Origin of the sequence: Mesorhizobium sp. M0166, from assembly GCF_040322255.1 — a bacterium.
In the GTDB taxonomy this organism is placed as follows: Bacteria; Pseudomonadota; Alphaproteobacteria; order Rhizobiales; family Rhizobiaceae; genus Mesorhizobium.
Genome location: NZ_JAMYTD010000003.1, coordinates 371,847 through 386,656, shown reverse-complemented (window position 1 = coordinate 386,656; position 14,810 = coordinate 371,847). Strand labels below are relative to the sequence as shown.

General features: G+C 63.0%; 20 protein-coding genes and 1 pseudogene. 14 read left to right on the top strand and 7 right to left on the bottom strand.

The annotated features are described in order from the left end of the window. Positions 1-8 precede the first annotated feature (8 nt). The gene (locus tag NKJ46_RS06485) at positions 9-1,457 is read left to right on the top strand and encodes an amidase (RefSeq protein ID WP_352663306.1); all 1,449 of its coding nucleotides are present in this window, start codon (positions 9-11) and stop codon (positions 1,455-1,457) included. A gap of 45 nt (positions 1,458-1,502) precedes the next feature. Here NKJ46_RS06485 and NKJ46_RS06480 read toward each other — a convergent pair whose 3' ends face one another. After that, positions 1,503-2,297 carry an NIPSNAP family protein gene (locus NKJ46_RS06480; RefSeq protein WP_352663304.1) on the bottom strand — a complete coding sequence of 265 codons (795 nt, stop codon included), beginning with the start codon at positions 2,295-2,297 and terminating at the stop codon, positions 1,503-1,505. A gap of 150 nt (positions 2,298-2,447) precedes the next feature. Between NKJ46_RS06480 and NKJ46_RS06475 the strand changes: the two genes are divergently transcribed. Continuing rightward, entirely contained in the window at positions 2,448-3,059 is a 612-nt protein-coding gene (locus tag NKJ46_RS06475; protein WP_352663302.1) for an LmrA/YxaF family transcription factor, read from the top strand. Between the two features lie 49 nt (positions 3,060-3,108). On the opposite strand, the gene NKJ46_RS06470 is transcribed toward NKJ46_RS06475, so the two are convergent. Beyond that, positions 3,109-3,702, bottom strand: a complete 594-nt coding sequence (locus NKJ46_RS06470; protein WP_352663299.1) for a hypothetical protein — start codon at positions 3,700-3,702, stop codon at positions 3,109-3,111. A gap of 118 nt (positions 3,703-3,820) precedes the next feature. Here NKJ46_RS06470 and NKJ46_RS06465 point away from each other — a divergent pair, with 118 nt between their 5' ends. Continuing rightward, the gene (locus NKJ46_RS06465) at positions 3,821-4,951 is read left to right on the top strand and encodes a metallophosphoesterase (RefSeq protein ID WP_352663296.1); all 1,131 of its coding nucleotides are present in this window, start codon (positions 3,821-3,823) and stop codon (positions 4,949-4,951) included. 64 nt (positions 4,952-5,015) lie between these two features. Here NKJ46_RS06465 and NKJ46_RS06460 read toward each other — a convergent pair whose 3' ends face one another. Next, positions 5,016-5,195 (bottom strand): CsbD family protein, encoded by a 180-nt coding sequence (locus tag NKJ46_RS06460; RefSeq protein ID WP_254820647.1) that lies wholly within the window; start codon positions 5,193-5,195, stop codon positions 5,016-5,018. Positions 5,196-5,343: 148 nt separating this feature from the next. On the opposite strand from NKJ46_RS06460, the gene NKJ46_RS06455 reads away from it, so the two are divergent. Together NKJ46_RS06455 and NKJ46_RS06450 are read left to right on the top strand one after the other, a co-directional pair. Continuing rightward, complete coding sequence (locus tag NKJ46_RS06455; RefSeq protein WP_352663293.1) at positions 5,344-6,006, top strand: glutathione S-transferase family protein; 663 nt, start codon at positions 5,344-5,346, stop codon at positions 6,004-6,006. Positions 6,007-6,083: 77 nt separating this feature from the next. Continuing rightward, the gene (locus NKJ46_RS06450; protein WP_352663290.1) at positions 6,084-6,839 is read left to right on the top strand and encodes an SDR family NAD(P)-dependent oxidoreductase; all 756 of its coding nucleotides are present in this window, start codon (positions 6,084-6,086) and stop codon (positions 6,837-6,839) included. 19 nt (positions 6,840-6,858) lie between these two features. On the opposite strand, the gene NKJ46_RS06445 is transcribed toward NKJ46_RS06450, so the two are convergent. Next, a complete protein-coding gene (locus NKJ46_RS06445; protein ID WP_352663287.1) occupies positions 6,859-7,710 on the bottom strand; it encodes a LysR family transcriptional regulator in 852 nt (283 codons plus the stop codon). A gap of 97 nt (positions 7,711-7,807) precedes the next feature. Between NKJ46_RS06445 and NKJ46_RS06440 the strand changes: the two genes are divergently transcribed. From NKJ46_RS06440 to NKJ46_RS06410, 7 genes are all read left to right on the top strand, one after another. Continuing rightward, entirely contained in the window at positions 7,808-8,269 is a 462-nt protein-coding gene (locus NKJ46_RS06440) for a RidA family protein (protein WP_352663284.1), read from the top strand. Positions 8,270-8,336: 67 nt separating this feature from the next. Beyond that, positions 8,337-9,128 (top strand): SDR family oxidoreductase, encoded by a 792-nt coding sequence (locus tag NKJ46_RS06435; RefSeq protein WP_352663281.1) that lies wholly within the window; start codon positions 8,337-8,339, stop codon positions 9,126-9,128. 535 nt (positions 9,129-9,663) lie between these two features. Then, on the top strand, positions 9,664-9,873 hold the full coding sequence (locus NKJ46_RS06430; RefSeq protein ID WP_010915421.1) for a cold-shock protein: 210 nt from the start codon (positions 9,664-9,666) through the stop codon (positions 9,871-9,873). A 343-nt stretch (positions 9,874-10,216) separates the two neighbouring features. Then, a complete protein-coding gene (locus NKJ46_RS06425; protein ID WP_352492637.1) occupies positions 10,217-10,444 on the top strand; it encodes a hypothetical protein in 228 nt (75 codons plus the stop codon). Then, the gene (locus NKJ46_RS06420; RefSeq protein WP_352663278.1) at positions 10,444-10,851 is read left to right on the top strand and encodes a hypothetical protein; all 408 of its coding nucleotides are present in this window, start codon (positions 10,444-10,446) and stop codon (positions 10,849-10,851) included. The genes NKJ46_RS06425 and NKJ46_RS06420 overlap by 1 nt, the downstream gene beginning before the upstream one ends. 1 nt (position 10,852) lies before the next feature. Beyond that, positions 10,853-11,017, top strand: coding sequence for a hypothetical protein (locus NKJ46_RS06415; RefSeq protein WP_352663276.1), 165 nt, complete (start codon positions 10,853-10,855; stop codon positions 11,015-11,017). A gap of 50 nt (positions 11,018-11,067) precedes the next feature. Then, positions 11,068-11,409 carry a YkgJ family cysteine cluster protein gene (locus NKJ46_RS06410; RefSeq protein ID WP_352663372.1) on the top strand — a complete coding sequence of 114 codons (342 nt, stop codon included), beginning with the start codon at positions 11,068-11,070 and terminating at the stop codon, positions 11,407-11,409. A 34-nt stretch (positions 11,410-11,443) separates the two neighbouring features. Here the strand turns inward: NKJ46_RS06410 and NKJ46_RS06405 are convergent, their stop codons facing one another. Then, positions 11,444-11,776 (bottom strand): helix-turn-helix domain-containing protein, encoded by a 333-nt coding sequence (locus NKJ46_RS06405; protein WP_352663370.1) that lies wholly within the window; start codon positions 11,774-11,776, stop codon positions 11,444-11,446. A 96-nt stretch (positions 11,777-11,872) separates the two neighbouring features. Beyond that, positions 11,873-12,316: pseudogene (locus NKJ46_RS06400) on the bottom strand (cupin domain-containing protein); the annotation flags it as partial. A 218-nt stretch (positions 12,317-12,534) separates the two neighbouring features. Here NKJ46_RS06400 and NKJ46_RS06395 point away from each other — a divergent pair. Further along, positions 12,535-12,954, top strand: coding sequence for a nuclear transport factor 2 family protein (locus NKJ46_RS06395; protein ID WP_352663273.1), 420 nt, complete (start codon positions 12,535-12,537; stop codon positions 12,952-12,954). Positions 12,955-13,040: 86 nt separating this feature from the next. Further along, positions 13,041-13,652, top strand: a complete 612-nt coding sequence (locus tag NKJ46_RS06390) for a LysE family translocator (RefSeq protein ID WP_352663270.1) — start codon at positions 13,041-13,043, stop codon at positions 13,650-13,652. Positions 13,653-13,711: 59 nt separating this feature from the next. Here the strand turns inward: NKJ46_RS06390 and NKJ46_RS06385 are convergent, their stop codons facing one another. Continuing rightward, positions 13,712-14,746, bottom strand: coding sequence for an AraC family transcriptional regulator (locus NKJ46_RS06385; RefSeq protein WP_352663267.1), 1,035 nt, complete (start codon positions 14,744-14,746; stop codon positions 13,712-13,714). Positions 14,747-14,810 lie beyond the last annotated feature (64 nt).

The window sequence follows — 14,810 nt, the reverse complement described above, 5'->3', positions numbered from 1 at the left end:
GAGCGGTCATGAACCTTTCCGAATACGTGGCGCTGGATGCCGTCGCCTTGGCCGGTCATGTTCGCTCGGGCGAATTGTCCGCCGTCGAGGTCGTCGAGGCGGCTATCGAAGCGATCGAAAGCATCAATCCCGCCATCAATGCCGTGACGCTGATCGATGCGGACCGGGCGCTTTCCGCCGCGGCAAGCTGCAACCGGCAGGCCGCACTCGCCGGCATTCCTTTCCTGGTCAAGGACACCGGCGTCCATGTGCGGGAGTGGCCGACGACGCACTCGTCGCTCTACTTCAAGGATGCCGCGGCGAAGCCCGACAGCGAGATCGTCCGGCGCTGGCGGGCCGCCGGTCTGATCTTGCTGGGCAAGACAAACACGCCTGAATTCGCCAACGACTTCGTCACCGAGCCCAGCTTTAGCGGCCCCACCTTGAACCCCTGGGATCTTTCGCTGACGGCGGGCGGCTCAAGCGGCGGAGCTGCTGCCGCGGTGGCGAGCGGCATGGTGCCGGTCGCCCACGGTTCCGATATCGGCGGCTCGATCCGGGTGCCGGCTGCCTGTTGCGGCGTGTTCGGCATGAAGCCGTCGCGCGGGCTCACGCCTGTCGGACCGTGTCGAGGTCAGGTCGGCGCCGGGCTCTACGCCGAAAACGTCCTGTCCCGCACCGTTCGGGACAGCGCCGCCATGCTGGACATGACTGCCGGTCCAGAACAAGGAGCGCCTTACTCCGTGCCGAAATCGGTGCCGTCCTACCTGGATTGGTTGTCTTCCCCCGGCGAGCGTCTGCGCGTCGCGTGCCTGGCGCACCGGCCGGACGGCACGCCCGTCGCGTCCGAGATCGGGGCAAAATTCCGGGAAGCCATGATCCTCCTCGAGGACAGGGGGCACGAGGTCACAGAGGCGCGTTTCCCGGGGGAAGCCAGCGCCGAAGCGGACTGGAGCATCTTCTGGATGTCGGAGGTCGCGCGGCTGGTTGACGAGCGCGCCGAAGAGATCGGGCGGATGCCGGGGGCCGGCGAAATCGAAAGCCTCAGTCGTCACGCGCTCGACTGTTTTCGGCGGTCTTCGGCCGCCGACTATCTGAGAGCGCAGGACCATGTGCACAGCGCTTCGCTGGCGATGGCGAGAGCCTTCGATGCGTTCGACCTGATCATGACGCCGACGACGGCCGACCTGCCGCCCCGGCTTGGCGCCATCCATGGCGATGGTGCTGTCTTCGATTACGAGGCTTGGGCGAGCCGGGCCTACGGCTTTGCGCCTTTCACCGAAATCTTCAACGTCACCGGCCAACCGGCCGCCAGCCTGCCGCTGTTCCAGTCGAAAGGCGGCCTGCCGATCGGCATCCAGCTCATCGGCCGCAAGAACGAGGATCACCGGCTGCTGCGCGTTTGCCTTGACCTGGAGCAGGCAACCGCATGGACCACTCGTTACCAGGTGATCCATGCCAGGTATTTTCAGGCGTGAACCAGACAGGGGTTCGGCGCACATAGGTGGCTTCGACGGCGTTGGTCACGCCGGCGTTGGCTGTCCGAGCAGCGATCGCGCCGTCGGCGCCAGGCGCAGAACCTCCACGGGCCTGGCAAATTCCCGCTGCGCGGCCTGCTCGAATGCCTGCCATTCCGGGGAGGCAGCCAAGGCTGCCTCGTGGCGGGCATGGGCTTCGGCGCTGGCGAAACCCGTGATGCTGATGAAGACGTTTTCGCCGGCCCGCACCGGCAACCGCGGAAAGCTGTTTTCGGCATGTTCGGTGACGAAGGCGGCAAGCGGCCGTGCGCCAAGTGCGGCGAGCACAGGAAGAGCCCCGGTCTGGAAATCCTTGGCAAAACGGGCTTCCAGGCCCGGTCGCAAATGATGAATCTTGATGACAACAATTGCCTGCAAATCACTGCTTGCGCTTGGTTCTTCGGGGTCCGACTGGGGTACTCGTTTCGATCCCGAGAGGTCTGGGCTCGCGCCCGGCCAGGCCGGCTTCAGCAGCAGCACGTCGTCAGAATCGATCATCGTGGCGTTGGCGGCGTCGCGCCAGGCAGCCCAGACCGGCCCGTCATAGAAGGCGGTCAGAGCGTTTTTCCGCGCTTCCATGCCATCGAAGCCGCGCAGCCAGACGAACATGTCCGGCCGGTCCAGATCGCGGAACTGGCCGATGATCGTCATTCCCACGGTTTCCTGGCCCTCGATCAGTTGATTGTCGAAGATGCCAATCAGCGTCTCGCGCCGGCCGGGTTTCAGCGTGTATTGCCTGAGTTCTGCAACGGGCGAGGCGAGCAGATCGGATTTAGATTTGGCGTTCAAAGGCAGGTTCATCGCTCGATCTCCAAAACAGGACAGTCATCCTGTTTTACAAAACAGACCGGTTGTCCTGTTTTGTCAATCTGCTATCGTGTGAAAATGTCAGCAGAGACCACAGCCCGCCCAACCCCGCGGCCTCAAAAACGCACCAACGACCCCGAAGGCATGCGCAAAAAGGTGCTCGATGTCGCCGAAACAGCGTTTCAGGCACGCGGCTATCACGCCTCCAGCATGGGTGACCTGATGGCGACGGCGGGCGTTACCGGCGGCGCGCTGCACCACCATTTCGCGACCAAGAAGGCGCTGGCGCTCGCAGTGATCGAGGAGCGGGTCGCCGCCGCGGTAGAAGAGACGTGGATCGCACCGTTGCGGATGGCCCCCTCAGCGCGCGAGGGCGTGCGCTCCGTGTTCGCGGCCGTCGCGGCGGAGCTGGAGCGGCAGGGTTTCGTGCGCGGTTGCCCGCTCAACAACCTGGCGCATGAACTGTCGCTTGCCGATCCGGATTTCCGCATTGCCCTTGCCGGCATTTTTTCGGCCTGGCGTCAGGCGATCGCCGACAAGATCAGCGCCGACCAGCAGGCGGGCCGGGAGCTGGGCACCGATCCGCAGCGCTTCGCAGCGCTCGCCGTCGCCAGCTATTCGGGCGCCATGTCTATGGCCAAAACCGCACAGGACGCAAGCGTGCTGCGCGACTGCCTGATGGCGTTGGAGCAGGGAGTTATGTCGTCCAAAACAGGAACGAGGCGACGTAACAGGATACTGCACAGAGCCCTTTGACGCCGGCAGGACGGTCGCTCACTATGACCGAGGCGGGGAGGCCGAGCTCTTAATTCGGCAGCGGCTTGATCAGCTCGTAGCCGACCACGCTTTCGGCGCTGGTGCCCTCGTCATAGCGCCTGGCCAGAACTGCCTGCAGGTCGGGTGCGTAAAGCGCGGTAAACTCGTCCCGCATCTCGCCGGCCTCGCTCCTGATGGTTTGCTTGACCGCGAGCACGGAGTATTTGCAATCACCCAGGCTGAACGTCTCCTTGCCCTTGACGTTGATCTCCAGCGTCTCGGTGCCCTTCGGCGGCTTATTCGGCGCGAGGCGAGCAAACACGATCTTGCTCTTAGCCCCCGCCTTCAGCGGGAACACCTTCCTGAGATCGGAAAACGGGATCATCGCCAGCTGCCCCGTGCTGCTGTCGCGAAACACTTCGATCAACCCGCCGAACAGGTACTGCGACTGCGGCGATTGCGACTGGTATTTGTTGGCCACGGCCACCATTCCGCCCGCCGCCGGTCGAAATTCGCTGTGGATGCCAGGCCTTTCGAGAATGAAGCCGGCCTTGGCCGATTTGGCGTCGATGCACGCGGAGGCATGCGCTGCGCTCGTCACCGCCAGAATGGCCATTGTCATGCCGATGGATGCAGTTTTCATGGCGTCCTCCTCTGCTCGCGCAAGTTGAATGCCGAAGGCAATGCCAGACCTGGGAGAACGTGTCGACATACTTTGCGAGCAACTGGACTGCCGGTCCGCGTCGTGCTGAATTTTAGGCATGATGCGTCGCATTTCCGCCCGACCGGTCTCCCGGCGCAGCTTCCTGATGAAGGCGGCGGCCGCTGCCGCTACCGGCGCCGTTTCGCGCCCGGCCTTCGGCCAGACCGGGCAGCGCATCCCGCCGATCGACGCCACCTTCTTGTTTATCGCCGATGTCCATGCCTGCCGCATGGCGAACGGATTGAGCCCGCACTGCGAGCAGGAGGGCAAGACCGACGCTGCCTTGCTGCGCAATGTCGCCGCACTAAACGGCGTCGGTGACAGGCAATGGCCGGCTGAAATCGATGGCGTTGCCACCGGCCTGCGCTCGACGGGCAAAATCGGCGCGCCGCTCGGCCTCGTCGTCGGTGGCGACATCACCGATGATGGCGGCGGCCAGATCACCCAGCCCAGCGAGGGCACGCAGTTGCTTCAGTTCAGCCAGCGCTACCAGCAAGGCGTCGGCCCCGACCGCGTGCACATGCCGGTCTATGTCGGCCTCGGCAACCACGACCTCGACCAGAACGGCCCGCGCTCGCATATCGGCTGGTACCGCCGCGAAATGCGCGACTACGTCGAGGTCAACCACCGCCCCGGCGTGTTCTTCAAGCCGCCTGCGCCGGCGACGGACTACGATGTCGAGACCGACTGCTATTCATGGGATTGGGGCGGTCTGCATCTTGTCCAGACGCACCGTTTTGCCGGCGATACCGGCCATGGCGCCGTCAGCAGCCTGCCATGGCTGAAGCAGGACCTGGCGACTTATGCCGGCGACGGCCGCCCCGTCATCCTGTTCCAGCATTATGGCTGGGATACTTTTTCGATCGAAAGATGGGACGCCGCCGAGAAAACCTTCGACGACGGCGGCAAGGGTCCGCCGCACTGGTGGAGCGAAGCCGACAGGCAGGCGCTGCTGGCTGTGCTGAAGGGTTACAACGTCGTCGGCATCTTCCATGGCCACCAGCACGCGACGCCGATGATCTACCACCGTAACGGGCTCGATTTGTTCAAGCCGAAGGCCGCTTTCATGGGCGGCTTTGCGTTGGCGCGGGTGACGGGAAACAGCATGGATGTGGTGCTGGGCGAAGCCGCCGGAGATCATGGCGAGGTCACCTTCACCAATGCATACAGCAAAAGCCTGACTTTCTGACGGGCAGGGGAGGACGCAAAAAAGGCGGCCGAGCCGCCTTTTCCTGGTTCGCGAAGGGCCACCCTCAAAGCGCCTTCTTCACCTTGTCCTTCACGTCGCCGTAAGCCTTCTGCATCTTGCCGGTGGCCTTGTCGACGTCGCCTTCGGCCTCGGTGCGCCTGTTGCCGGTGGCCTTGCCGGCGGTCTGCTTGACCGAGCCCTTGGCTTGCTTGGCAACGCCGGCAACTTGATCCTTGTTCACCATCTCGCATCTCCTGGACCGTTCGCCTGGAGAAACGGTCGCGGATCGCTTAGGTTCCGGGTTCGGCCGGTCGAGTTGGGATAGCTTCCGGCCGCGAAGCCGACAGGATAGGGTGCACCAGAACGCCCGAACAGACAGGGCCGGAGGGACAATGGCTGAATTCACGCTCTTCATCGGCAACAAGTGTTTTTCGTCGTGGTCACTGAGGCCATGGCTGGCGATGAAGCACCTTGACATCCCGTTCGAGGAAGGTCTTGTGCGCACGCCCGAGACCGCGGCCAATCTGGCCAGGATATCGCCGACCGGCCAGGTGCCGGTGCTGAACCATCGGCTGCCGACTGGCGAGGTCCGGATCGTCTGGGAAACCCTTGCCATCCTTGAATATCTCGCCGAGCTGTTTCCGGAGAAAAAGCTCTGGCCGGCCGACATCGGCGCCCGTGCGCTGGCCCGCTCGGCTGCAACAGAGATGCATTCCGGCTTTCGTGAGGTCCGCTATGGCTGGCCGATGAATTTGCGCCGGCCGAAAGGCCACAAGCCGCTCGACGCCGAAGGTGAGGCGCAACGGGCGCGCATCGAGGATCTGTGGCGGCAATGCCGCGAAAAATACGGCAAAGGCGGGCCGTTCCTGTTTGGCAGTTTCACCGCGGCCGATGCCATGTACGCGCCGGTTGTTACCCGCTTCGACACCTACGGTGGCACGCTGGCGCCCGATACCCGCGCCTATGTCGACGCCGTGCTTTCGATGCCGGCGATGCGGCACTGGTATGCCGAGGCGGCGAAAGAGCCTTGGCCGGAGCCCGGCCCAGACGAGTAGAACCACGCAAAGCCGGTCTTCCACTTCGCGGCCCGCGGCCTATCTGAAGATCGGGCAGGGGTTTTGGAGACCTCACAATGATATCTGTTCCTTCCGCACTGGCCGGCAAGGTCGCGCTTGTCACCGGCGCCTCGTCGGGCATCGGCGAGGCAACGGCTGTGGCGCTGGCCGCCGCCGGGGCCAAGGTTGCGATTGCCGCACGCCGCGCCGATCGTCTCGAAGCGCTAGCCGCGCGTATCGAAAAGGCCGGCGGCACGGCGCTCCGTATCGAGGCCGACGTCACCAGCAACGACGATGTCACCGTCATGGTCGACAAGGTTGTCGCCGAATGGAGCCGCCTCGACATCCTCGTCAACAATGCCGGAGTGATGCTTCTGTCGCCGGCCGCCGAGGCGGTGCTCGACGACTGGCGCCGCATGGTCGAGCTCAACCTGCTGGCGCTGATGGGCGTCACCAAAGCGGCGCTGCCGCATCTGACGGCCGCCAAGGGGCACATCGTCAATGTCTCGTCGGTCGCCGGCCGTGTCGCCAATCCGGGCGCCAGCGGCTACGCAGCAACCAAGTTCGGTGTCGTCGGCTTTTCCGAATCGCTGCGCCGCGAAGTCTACGCCGACAAGGTTCGCGTCACGGTTATCGAGCCCGGCCTGGTGCGCACCGAGCTCGGCGACCACATCACCAATCCGGCGTTCAAGGCCGATCTGGACAAGCGCCTCGCCGTCATGGAGGCGCTGACCGCCGAGGACATAGCCGCGGCCATTCTCTACGCCGTGAGCCAGCCGGCACACGTCAACGTCAACGAGATCGTCATCCGCCCGACCGACCAGGAACGGTGAACGGCGTCAGATATTTTCGCTACGCTTCGAACCCCGCCCGCAGGAAATCGCCACACTCCTCGACCAGCCGCGACGGGTCCCTCGCGAGGTAGACGCCGAAATCCGCCATCGGCGCCGGCGGCAGGTTGAAGCGTCCGTTGAGGCTTTGGCAGTCGGGCGGTAGTCCTTCCTGCAGCAGAAGCCCGATGCCAAGCCCGGCCCTCAGCGCCGAGATCAGTGTCGCGAAGGTCGACACGCGGCAGCCGATCTTCCAGCCGATCCCGGCCTCGGCGAGCGAAGCCAGCATCCTGTCCTGCCAGGAGCAGGCGCCTTCGAAGATGATCAGCGGAAGCTCGACCTCGTCATCGATCTCGATCATGCGGCTTGCCGCCCAGACCAGCTGTCGTGACAGATGGCCTCGCGGCGCCATTGTGAAGCGTGCCGGATCGGCCATGACGATATCGCATCTTCCTTCGCCCTGCGACTTGCTGAGATCGCTGCTGCTGGCTGATGTCAGTTCGATCTCCACGGAGGGATGCCGGCGCCGGAAGTCGGCGATGATCAACGGCAGCCGCGTCACCGCCAAATCCTCGACGATGCCCAGCCGGACACGGCCGACCAGCCTGCGGCCTTCTATCTCGCGCCTGGCATCGTCGCCGATCGCGATGGCCTTGCGGCCGAAGGCGAGCAGGATCTCGCCGGCCTCGGTCAGCGTCACGCCGCGCGGCGAACGGCGCAGCAGCTCGGCGCCGACTTCACCCTCGAGGCGCTGAAGCTGCATACTCACCGCCGCCTGGGTGCGGGCAAGCCGATCGGCCGCCCGGCTTACCGTTCCCATATCGGCCACGGTGACGAAGGCGCGCAGCAGCTTGACGTCGATATCTCCAGTCATAAGAATTCCTGATAGCTGTGTCAGCACTATCAGGCTATCCGAAAGCCCGATCTGAATTCAAGGTCCGCTCGCACGAACGGAAACAGGACCAGCCACCTTGTCGTACAGAAGAAGATTTGAGGAGTTCGGTGTCGCCTGGCCCTCGCTCGAGCGGCCCGCTTTGCCGTTCTCGCCGACGGTTCGGGTCGCCGACATCATCTATGTCTCCGGTCAGATCCCCGAGATCGGGCAGGAGATCGCTGCGATCGGCCAGGTCGGCAGAGAGATCGATCTGACTGCGGCGCGGAACGCTGCCCGGCTCTGCGCGGCCAACATCGTCTATTGGCTGGACAAGGAACTGGACGGCAATCTCGACCGCGTCGTGAAATTCGCCAAGCTGACCGTCTATGTAAATGCAGCGGCCGGCTTTTCGGCCTATTCGGAGGTCGGCAACGGAGCATCCGAATTTCTGCTCCATGTTTTCGGCGAGCGTGGCGAGCACGCCCGCTGCTCGCTCGGCATGGCCGGCTTGCCGGCCAATGTTCCGGTCGAAGCCGACGCTATCGTGCATATCCGCTGATGCACGCACAAAGCACGGCCTCAGGCCTGACCCGAGGCTGCGCAGTCGAACCAGGAGGAGGCTTGGCTTGATAAGTACAAATCTTGAGGGACGGAGGGCGCTCGTTCTCGGCGGAGGCAAGGGCCTCGGTTTCGGCGTTGCCGAAGCGCTCGCGGCGAAGGGCGCCGAAGTCATCCTGGTCGGACGAGGGGAGGCCACCCTCGATGCGGCCCGGCGCGCGATCGAGGCCGCCGGCCACATCTGCTCGACCTTCAGCGCCGACCTCTCCGACTACGACAGCGTCTCCGGGCTGATCCGTGCCGTCGAGGGCGAGGATCAGCGGATCGACATCATCCTGCTCAATGGCGGCGGCCCGCCACCCTTCGCGGCCAGCGTCTTCGATGCGAGCGTCTGGGAGAAGCAGTTCACCAGCATGGTGCTGAGCCAGATGCGCATCGCCGTTTCGTTCCTGCCTGGCATGCGGGCGCGGCGCTGGGGACGCATCATCGCCGTTTCTTCGACTTCCGTCCGCGAGCCGATCCCCGGCCTTACCGCTTCGAACGCGCTGCGTGCGTCGCTCGCCGGCTGGGCCAAGACGCTGGCCGGCGAAGTGGCGGCGGACGGCGTCACTATCAATCTGTTGCTGCCGGGCCGTTTTGCGACGGACCGGACGAAACAGTTCGACGCCATGGACGCCGCCGACAGGGGTGTCGACGCTGCTGTGATCGCCGCCGAGAGTCAGGCTGAAATCCCGGCAAAGCGCTACGGCACCCCCGCCGAATTCGGCGCAGTTGCCGCATTCCTGGCCAGCGACGCGGCGACCTATGTTACCGGCGTGGCCTTGCCGGTGGATGGCGGGCTCAGCCGCGGCATGCTGTGAGGGGCAGCGGCGCGAATGGTCGTATCACACAGGAACGCCCCTCGTGCCTTTTATCTGCGCGGGGGGCGTCCTGTTTGTCGTCCGCCTTTTCTCAAGATCGCTCTTTCGAGAACGGCTTTCGACACCGAAAAAATGCCCTGGCGCCGAAATGGTTCCCGGCTGGAGCCATTCCAGGAAAAGTGTGAACGGTTTTCCGTCCGAAATCGCGCAAAAACAAAGAGATAGAGCGGTTCATCGTTTCCGTGAAACGATGAACCGCTCCAAGTGGTTTTTTCGGCAGGCAATAGCCCGGTTTTCGCTGTCGGATGTGCCGGCGCGCGGATAGCCGCCGCGTGTCTCTGCGAGTGTGGCAAATCAAAAAATTGACACAGCGCGCAAAGAAGTCTACAAGAACTTTGTCGATGTTTGTTTGACCGACTTTTGTTATCCGCGCGCCGAGGCGCGCCTTTGACGAACTTCCCCATCAAAATCGAGACAAACGTTGTTATGCATCCGCATGACGGCGAATGAATATTTGCCATGGAAAGGGTTCGTTATGAGCACAGGCACAGTTAAATGGTTCAACGCCACCAAGGGTTTTGGTTTTATTCAGCCTGACGACGGTTCTGCCGACGTTTTTGTCCACATCTCTGCCGTCGAGCGCGCCGGAATGCGCGACATCGTCGAGGGCCAGAAGCTTGGCTACGAGATGGTCCGCGACAACAAGTCGGGTAAGATGTCCGCCGACCAGTTGAAGGCGGCCTAAAACGGAATTCAGCCTCACCGGTGACCACGGATGTACTGGCACCGGTGAATGGCAAATTCCAGCGCATGGTCGCGGGGAAGTTAAGTCCCGCTCATGCGGATGAGAAGAACGTTTCTTTGCGCGTCTCTCGGGATGCGCGGGCGCTCTCATGGAAGGTCAGGCGGTGCCTGGCCTTTTTCATTTTTGCGCTTCTACCGCCGAAAAGCGCTGCTCGACGGCCTAGACGTGCTAAGGACGTTTCAGCAATTTGAAACCGGCTGCCGTATTGCTTTGTGCGGGATCCTGGCCGAAAGACCAGTCTCGCCACCTTTTCGGCGGCGCGCTCCGAACCGGGAGAAAGACCTTGACCGAAACTTCAAAAAAACCCCGCGACCAGGCCGAATCAATTTTTAGCAAGACGCGGACCCAGTCGATGTCGCTCGACCGCATCAATTCCGAACGGGATGCCGTCAGCCAGGCCCGCGAAGCCAAGACCGCGCGGCTGCGCGAACTGCGCCTGGAAAAGGAAGCCGACGAAATGGCGGCAGCGGTTGCGCTCGCGGCCTCGCCAAAACGCGCAGGCAAACGCTAATGGCCACCAAACGCGTGCCTCAAAAGGCGATCGCCGCCGATTCGACCATCGCCGATGTCGTGGGTGAACTCGACAAGCCGGTCGAATATGTCCGCCGCGTGCTCGAAAAGCTCGAGCGATGCAGGCGTGTCCACGGCGATGCCCAGGTGCGGCTCGGCGTACGCGGTCGTGCCGAATGCCCCAATTATCTGATCGAATACGTCCGGGAAAACGCCAAGACCCGCGAGCGCGTGACCTTTCAGGATGCCGCCTACAGCGGCAGCACGCATCGCGAACTGGCGCCCCGGCACATCGAGGAAGCCAGGAACTGGTCGCCCGAAGAAATGAACATCACGGCCGTTTCGGCGCTCATCGGCCGCCTTCGCAATCCGAATGCGCCATCATCGCGTTTCTCTGAGGAGGATTGATATGGCCATCAAGTTTTCCGCCAAGGGCCAGCCGGCAGCGCCTGCTGCCGCCGTGAAGCCGACCAAGCCGGCCGCCGCGCCAAAAACCGGTGAAGCCGCCGAAGCGGGCACCGATCTGTTCAGGTCGCCGGCCGAAGCACCGCCGCGCAAGCCGAAGAAGAAATAGCGCCCTTGCAGCAAAATGCCGGCCGGAAATCTGCGCCAAGGCTGCTTGCCCTGGCGGTCGCAGAGGATTTTTCGTCGCCGCAAGAGGGCGCCGATCCGGTCGCCTTCGATTGCCAGACCTGTGGCGCCTGCTGCGCCTACTCGTCCAGATGGCCGCGCTTCTCCACCGAGGATGACGCGCAGCTCGACCTTATCCCGCAAAAATACGTGGCTGCCGACGAAGCCGGCATGCGCTGCGACGGCGCGCGCTGTTCGGCACTGTGCGGCGAGGTCGGCAAGTCGACCGCCTGCGGCATCTACGACATCCGTCCCGACGTCTGCCGCGCCTGCATGCCGGGCGATGACGACTGCCTGATGGCACGCCGGGCTCACGGTCTGCCGACGCTTGAATGACGACCCTCGGGCTGGCGTCCCAGTTTGAATTTCTTCAGTCAGATGATCGAAAGTCGCTGCGGTAGAGGCCGGGCGATCGTCCGGTCAACCGTTTGAATGCCTGCGAGAACGACGGCACCGATTCATATCCGACGGCGCGCCCGATCTCGCCAATGTTCTGGTTCGTTTCCCGCAGGGCCTTGGCGGCAAGGTTCATCCGCCACCGGGTCACATAGGACAGCGGCGGCTGTCCCACCAGTTGAGCGAAGCGACGCGCGAAGGTGGCGCGGGACTGTGCTGCGCCGCTGGCAAGGGAAGCGATAGTCCAGGGATTGCCCGGCCGCTCGTGGATCAGGCGCAAAGCTTGCGCAATGCCTTTGTCGCGCAAGGCGCCAAACCATCCGCCTGTTCCGAGCGGCTGATGTTCGATCCAGGCACGCAACAAGAAGATCAACGTGCTGTCGAGAAGGCGTGGGGCGACAATGTCGTGGCCGCCGAGATTGCCTTTCGCTTCGACCTGCAGAAGTTCCAGGGCAAGCCGCAGCGGCTCGCTGGTGCCTATCTGATTTCGGGTCAAATGGATCAGCGGAGGAAGCAGCGAAACCATCGGGTATGGCCCGACGCCGTCGAGTGAATATCTCGCACAAAGAAGAGTTGTCGCGCCGCTCTCGCTTTTCGGTTCTGGTCCGCTCCGATTTGCGGAAAGGACGGCGGATATCGATGCCGTCTGTGCATCAGCCGGATTGCAAAGGGCATGCCCGATGCCGCTCGCGACAAGGATGACGTCTCCCTCGCCTAAGCGGACCGGCTCCTTTTCACCGGCTAGCCGCAGCCAGCATTCGCCGTTCTGTATGACGTGGATGGCGGCATTCCTTGTCGGATCGACCGAAATACCCCATGGCCGATGCAGGGTCGCGCTGCCGATCATGGCGCTGCCAAATCTCAGCGAAGCAAGAACTTCGGACAAGGCGTCCATGAGAACCATCCTCCGATGATGAATAGGACGACGCTATTAGACGATTGGATAAGAATCTAGCGGAATAGCGTATCGACCATCTCACAATCGCGACAGATCATGTTGGCAATGTCGGCGTGCGGACGCTCCTGTCCACACCGGGCAGAAGCGGGCACCTGACGGAGCAAAACATGCGTGATGAACCATCAAATCCAATTCCAGCCAAGGCTCATAGTTCGCTCGAGACCAACAAGATGATCGTCCTGGACTTCATCGACAAAGCGGTAAACCAAGGCAACATCGAAGCTGCTTCGATGCATTTTGGCGAACGCTACATCCAACACAATCCGAACATTGCGGATGGTGCGGACGGCTTCAAAGCCTATCTGCAGCAGCTCAAACAGTCATTTCCCCTCGTGAAGGGAGAGGTGAAGCGGATTTTTGCCGAAGGGGATTTCGTCATCGTGCACATGCACGCAAAACGTGAACCCGAAGAGGAGGGCTTGGCCATCGTCGACATTTTCAGGCTGAAGGACAGCAAGCTCGTCGAACACTGGGAAGTTCGCCAGCCTATTGCCGATAGCAAGCTGCACGCCAACAGCATGATCTGAATGCGCATAGGCTCTCAGGCTGGCTTGTGCCCGCACGTTTCGCTGATTAGGCTGCCGGCGGCTGGGGCAGCACCGGGAGACCATCTGTGAGCATCGAATTCCTGTTGACGTCGCTGATTGTCGTGGCTTCGCCCGGTACCGGCGTTCTCTATACGCTGAGCGCCGGGCTTTCGCGTGGTGTGCGCGCCAGCATCATTGCCGCTTTCGGCTGCACGCTCGGCATTATTCCGCACATGGCGGCCGCCATCACCGGCCTCGCGGCACTGCTGCACACCAGCGCCGTCGCCTTCGAGACGCTGAAATACCTCGGCGTCGCCTATCTTCTCTACATGGCCTGGAATACGCTGAAGGAGAAGGGCGGCCTGAGCATCGAAGAAGATGTCGCGCCGCGCTCGGCCGGCAAAGTGATCGCCTCCGGCATTCTGATCAACATCCTCAATCCCAAGCTGTCGATCTTCTTCTTTGCGTTCCTGCCGCAATTCGTCAGCACCACCGAACCGCATGCGCTCTCGAAGATGCTGGAGCTCAGCAGCGTCTTCATGCTGCTCACCTTCGTGGTCTTTGTCGGTTACGGCGTCTTCGCGGCGTCAATCCGCAGCCATGTCGTGTCGCGGCCAAAGGTGCTGACCTGGATGCGCCGTACCTTCGCCGGAGCCTTTGTCATGCTCGGCGCCAAACTGGCGCTGGCGGACCGGTAGCTCTCTCTGTTTTGACGCAATTCCGGACGGAAAACCGTTCGCGCCATTCCTGGAATTGCTTACCGCCGCGGATCGGCCGGCCCGCCTTCGGTTTCGGAAGCCTCGCCGCCTCCGAAACCGGGCGCAGCGCGAACACCCAGCCGCCAGGCCGACGGGGGGACGCCGATCATCTTCTTGAAGGCACGGCTGAACGCCGCCTCGGACTCGTAGCCGATTTCCGCCGCTATGTTTGCGACGTTGCTGTTGCCGGTGCTGAGCAATTCGGAGGCAATCTGCATCCGCCATTTGGCGAGATAGTGCACCGGCGGCATCCCGACGAGCCTGGTGAAACGCTCGGCGAGCACGGTGCGCGACAGCGCGGCCTCCTTCGCCAGCGCCTTCACGGTCCAATTGTGCTCTGGCCGATCGTGGATCAGCGCCAGCGCCTTGCACAGGTGCGGGTCGCGCAGGCCCGCCAGCCAGCCGGTGTGTTGCGGTGGAAGCGACTCCACATAGCGGCGCAGGACGTCGACGAACATGAGCTCGCTGAGCTTGGTGAGCACGGTCTCGCTGCCAGCCCGCTTTTCCGCCACTTCCGAGACTGCCAATTTGATGAACTGGCCAAGCCAGCCGGCATCGCCTTTCACGTCCCCGGCCTTGATCACCGGGGGCAATGCATCGAGCAGCGGATTGAACGGCTGTGCGTCGCAGGCAAGATAACCGCAAACGAGCCTAGCCGAGACGGACCGGTCGCTGACGTAGTTGATGTGGAACGGCATTTGGCTGGCGGACGCGATCTCCAGGACATCGGCGGTCGGAGGATCGGCCGCGAGCTCGGGATTGCTCGACATGATGTGCGGGTCGCTGTGGGTGAAGACCACGACTTCGCCGGCCTCCACCGCGATCGCCTCCTTGCCCACGATGCGGGCAAAGCAACGCCCGGCCGTCACCACGTGATAGGAAATCAGGTGGTCCGCGCCGGGAAGGATCTTCGGCAGTATCGATGACGGGGCAGGCGAGCAAACGGCCCATGGATCCTGGGCCCTGATGTCGAAAAACGTCGCACCGGTGAGACGCACCTTTTTCAAGAGGTCAGACAGAGCGTCCCCGGCCATCCCATCGATGTCCCGTAAGTTGCGCGGCAACCCGGCGCGACATCCCTTTCGAGTTCCGGACGCG

Coding starts and splice junctions, on each gene's coding strand:
- NKJ46_RS06485 (WP_352663306.1), top strand. CDS start 9: ATGAACCTTTCCGAATACGTGGCGCTGGATGCCGTCGCCTTGGCCGGT.
- NKJ46_RS06480 (WP_352663304.1), bottom strand. CDS start 2,297: ATGAACCTGCCTTTGAACGCCAAATCTAAATCCGATCTGCTCGCCTCG.
- NKJ46_RS06475 (WP_352663302.1), top strand. CDS start 2,448: ATGCGCAAAAAGGTGCTCGATGTCGCCGAAACAGCGTTTCAGGCACGC.
- NKJ46_RS06470 (WP_352663299.1), bottom strand. CDS start 3,702: ATGAAAACTGCATCCATCGGCATGACAATGGCCATTCTGGCGGTGACG.
- NKJ46_RS06465 (WP_352663296.1), top strand. CDS start 3,821: ATGATGCGTCGCATTTCCGCCCGACCGGTCTCCCGGCGCAGCTTCCTG.
- NKJ46_RS06460 (WP_254820647.1), bottom strand. CDS start 5,195: ATGGTGAACAAGGATCAAGTTGCCGGCGTTGCCAAGCAAGCCAAGGGC.
- NKJ46_RS06455 (WP_352663293.1), top strand. CDS start 5,344: ATGGCTGAATTCACGCTCTTCATCGGCAACAAGTGTTTTTCGTCGTGG.
- NKJ46_RS06450 (WP_352663290.1), top strand. CDS start 6,084: ATGATATCTGTTCCTTCCGCACTGGCCGGCAAGGTCGCGCTTGTCACC.
- NKJ46_RS06445 (WP_352663287.1), bottom strand. CDS start 7,710: ATGACTGGAGATATCGACGTCAAGCTGCTGCGCGCCTTCGTCACCGTG.
- NKJ46_RS06430 (WP_010915421.1), top strand. CDS start 9,664: ATGAGCACAGGCACAGTTAAATGGTTCAACGCCACCAAGGGTTTTGGT.
- NKJ46_RS06420 (WP_352663278.1), top strand. CDS start 10,444: ATGGCCACCAAACGCGTGCCTCAAAAGGCGATCGCCGCCGATTCGACC.
- NKJ46_RS06415 (WP_352663276.1), top strand. CDS start 10,853: ATGGCCATCAAGTTTTCCGCCAAGGGCCAGCCGGCAGCGCCTGCTGCC.
- NKJ46_RS06395 (WP_352663273.1), top strand. CDS start 12,535: ATGCGTGATGAACCATCAAATCCAATTCCAGCCAAGGCTCATAGTTCG.
- NKJ46_RS06385 (WP_352663267.1), bottom strand. CDS start 14,746: ATGGCCGGGGACGCTCTGTCTGACCTCTTGAAAAAGGTGCGTCTCACC.